This window comes from Nonomuraea sp. NPDC050783 (assembly GCF_040802095.1).
Taxonomy (GTDB): domain Bacteria; phylum Actinomycetota; class Actinomycetes; order Streptosporangiales; family Streptosporangiaceae; genus Nonomuraea.
The window spans coordinates 1-3,175 of record NZ_JBFAHK010000058.1 but is presented as its reverse complement, the minus strand read 5'-3'; the positions used below and the strand labels follow the sequence as shown (position 1 = coordinate 3,175).

3 protein-coding genes are annotated in these 3,175 nt (G+C 65.1%); all 3 read left to right on the top strand.

Annotated elements, in window-relative coordinates:
* Positions 1-279: 279 nt before the first annotated feature.
* The gene (locus AB0H75_RS50085; RefSeq protein WP_367809166.1) at positions 280-1,344 is read left to right on the top strand and encodes a tyrosine-type recombinase/integrase; all 1,065 of its coding nucleotides are present in this window, start codon (positions 280-282) and stop codon (positions 1,342-1,344) included.
* Positions 1,341-1,670, top strand: a complete 330-nt coding sequence (locus AB0H75_RS50080; protein ID WP_367809164.1) for a helix-turn-helix domain-containing protein — start codon at positions 1,341-1,343, stop codon at positions 1,668-1,670. The genes AB0H75_RS50085 and AB0H75_RS50080 overlap by 4 nt, the downstream gene beginning before the upstream one ends.
* A 281-nt stretch (positions 1,671-1,951) precedes the next feature.
* Positions 1,952-3,121, top strand: coding sequence for a hypothetical protein (locus AB0H75_RS50075; protein WP_367809162.1), 1,170 nt, complete (start codon positions 1,952-1,954; stop codon positions 3,119-3,121).
* The last annotated feature ends 54 nt before the right edge of the window (positions 3,122-3,175 follow it).

Here is a 3,175-nt window from a genome sequence, read left to right as displayed (position 1 = left end):
CCATGTACGTGATAACAGATTATTATCGCGTGAACCTTACGTATTGCATCTGATGCATGGTCGCTGCGATGAGCGCACGAAGGGCCGAGCTGCGGCAAGCAACTGGTCGAGAGGTTGGCTCTGAGGTTGGAGTGCCTGGCTGTGCGGATGTGTAACCAGCGGCATCTCTCAGGCGATTTCATCTAGTGAGGGAATCGTTCTGTGGATGCGAGGTCGCCGATGGGCGGAACGCGGAGGTTCGAGGTCGCTGGAGCAGCTCATCGGGTGGTGGCGGCCGGAGTGCCGCTGCTGCGTCCGGACGCGCAGGTGTTCGAGGCGATGCTGGAGGGTTGGCGCCAGCAGCAGTTGAGTCGCAGCCTGAGTTTTTCCACCGTGGACGATCGACTGAAACTGGTGCGGCGGTTTCAGGAGCACAGCGGGGAGTTCCCGTGGAGATGGGTGCCTCAGCATCTTGAGGAATGGTCGACGGACATGCGAGCGGTGCGGGGTGTGGCCCTGTCGACGGTCCGCGCCTATCAGCTGGCCGTGCGTTCGTTCCTCGCCTATGTCTGTGATCCGCTCTATGGCTGGGGCGCCGAGTGCGAGTGCCGCTTCGGGACCTACCCGGTGCAGATCAGCCATGATTGGAACAGCGCTAAGCATGTTCTGGATGTCGAAGGTCGGCCGCAGCGACGTGCGCTGGCTCGGCCTGAGCTGCAGCAACTGTTCGACGCTGCCGATGAGCGGGTGGAGGAGATCCGTCGCCAGCATCGCAAGGGGGTGCTGGCGGCCTTCCGGGACGCGGTGATGCTCAAGACCGCGTACGCCTTCGGTCTGCGCCGCCGAGAACTGGTGCGGCTGGACGTGCACGACTTCGGACGCAACCCCAAGGCGGCGGAATTCGGCGACTTCGGTGTCTGCTATGTCCGTTTCGGCAAGGCCAGCCACGGCAGTCCGCCCAAGCGGCGCAGCGTGCTGACCGTGATGCCGTGGTCGGTCGACGTGCTGACCGAGTGGGTCGAGGATCTGTGGCCCTACTGCCGGCGGCAGGGCGCCGCGTCGTTGTGGCCCTCCGAACGCACCGAGCAGGTGAACGAGGCACGCGTGAACGCGGTGTTCGCCCAGCTACGTGAGACGACGGGTCTGCCTGAGGAGCTTGGGCCGCACTGCCTGCGCCACTCCTACATCACCCATCTGATCGAGGACGGATACGATCCGTTGTTCGTCCAGCAGCAGGTCGGGCACGAGCACGGAAGCACGCTGTCGGTCTACACCTCGGTTTCCTCCGACTACAAGACGACCGTGCTGCGGGCCGCCCTCGACAAGGTCATCGAGCAGGCCCGCAGCGAGAAGGGCCAGCGATGACGAAGAAGATGGGCTACCGCTGGATGCTCCGTGAACGCATGGCCGAACAGGGCTTGTGGAAGACCACGGAGCTGGCCCCGCTGCTGGCTGACCGCGGAATCGATCTGTCTGCGGCTCAGATCTACCGGCTCGTGGTCGGCACGCCCGAACGATTGTCCCTGCCGATCCTGGTCGCGCTCTGCGACATTTTGTCCTGCACCCCTAACGACCTGATCGTCCCGCAGGTCGAGACCGCAGGGCCGCGCAAGGCGGTCGGCGCGGACCTCACCGACCTCAATCGGATCGGTCGGCCGCGGCGAGCCCGTATCACCCAAGATCCACAGTGAGTTCCGAACCCGGTCCATGCGTTCGCTGCGGCCTGCCTCGCCGTCATGCCGCTCGCTGGCCCGACGGCGTCGTCTGCGGCCCTTGCTACACCGCCGCCCTGGGCCGCGTTGGCACCTGCGCTGCGTGCGGACAACACCGCGTCCTTCCCGGCAGACGTGACGGTGACCTGCTCTGCGCACCATGTTCGGGCATCGCCGGATTCGTCTGCGCCACCTGCGGTGCCGTCGACGAGGTCCTTCGGGGAGTCCGAGAGTGCGCGCGATGCGCACTCCGACGCCGCATGAACACCCTTCTCGACGATGGCAGCGGCGCGGCACCACCGGACCTGAGGCCACTGGTCGACGCATTGTGCTCGGCGAAGAACCCCACCAGCGCGGAACGATGGCTCCACTTTCCAGGGGTCGGCGATCGGCTTCGGGCCATAGCGGCTGGCGACCTGGCCCTGACCCATGAGGCCTTCTCCGCCCTGCCGCGCTCCAGCGGCGTCACCTATCTACGCGAACTGCTGATGGCGACCGGGCTGCTGCCTCAACGCAACCCTGAGCTGCTGAAGTTCGACGAATGGACCGCCGACATCCTCAGCCCGATCGAGTCCGCAGACGATCGCCAGGCCCTGGCCACTTACATCAAATGGCACCACCGTCACAGAATTTTGCGACAGCTGGACAGCGGCACCCTGCGCCCTTCGGCATGGGGTGTCGCCCGCCAGCAGACAAAGGTCGCCCTGGACTTTCTGAACTGGTTAAAGTCTCGGGGAACCACCTTGGCCGGATGCACTCAACACGACATCGATGACTGGTTCTCCACCGGCCCGACCACCCGTCTGCTGGCCCGCATCTTTATGACCTTCGCCATCCGGCGACGCCTTTGCCCAAGCCTGCGCATCCCGACCCCGCCCAAGGCATCTCCCGACGCGCAACCCCAAGCCGAACGGATCGCGTTGATCCGCCGGCTGTTCACCGACGACTCGATCCCGCCCATCAACCGCGTCGTGGGTCTGCTGGTGCTTCTCTATGCCCAACCCACTACCTGCATCGCGCAGATCAAGGTCGATGACGTGACTGTCCGCGATGATCAGGTGTTCCTGCAGATCGCCGAAGAACACCTACCCTTGCCCGATCCCCTGGACCGCCTCATCACCGAGTTGATCGCCCAGCGCCGCAATATGGGGACCGCCGCCAACCCCACCTCACCCTGGCTGTTCCCCGGCCAGCGACCAAGCCGCCCGATCACCACCAACCAGCTCCGAATCCGGCTTCGTGATCTGGGCATCACGCGCAACAGTCGCATCGCGGCCTTCAACGAACTCCTACGCGAGATCCCCGCGCCGGTCCTCGCAGACCTCGTCGGCTGCAACCCCGGCTTCGCCGCCGCCCGGGCATCAGTCCTCGCCAACGACTGGAACACCTACGCCGCCCTTCGAGCCTCTCGGGTCCGCAGCCCGCGTTGACCTCACGGCGGAGGAATACGAGTAGGGCGAATATGTGACGGCACCGGTCACATG

Coding starts and splice junctions, on each gene's coding strand:
- AB0H75_RS50080 (WP_367809164.1), top strand. CDS start 1,341: ATGACGAAGAAGATGGGCTACCGCTGGATGCTCCGTGAACGCATGGCC.
- AB0H75_RS50075 (WP_367809162.1), top strand. CDS start 1,952: ATGAACACCCTTCTCGACGATGGCAGCGGCGCGGCACCACCGGACCTG.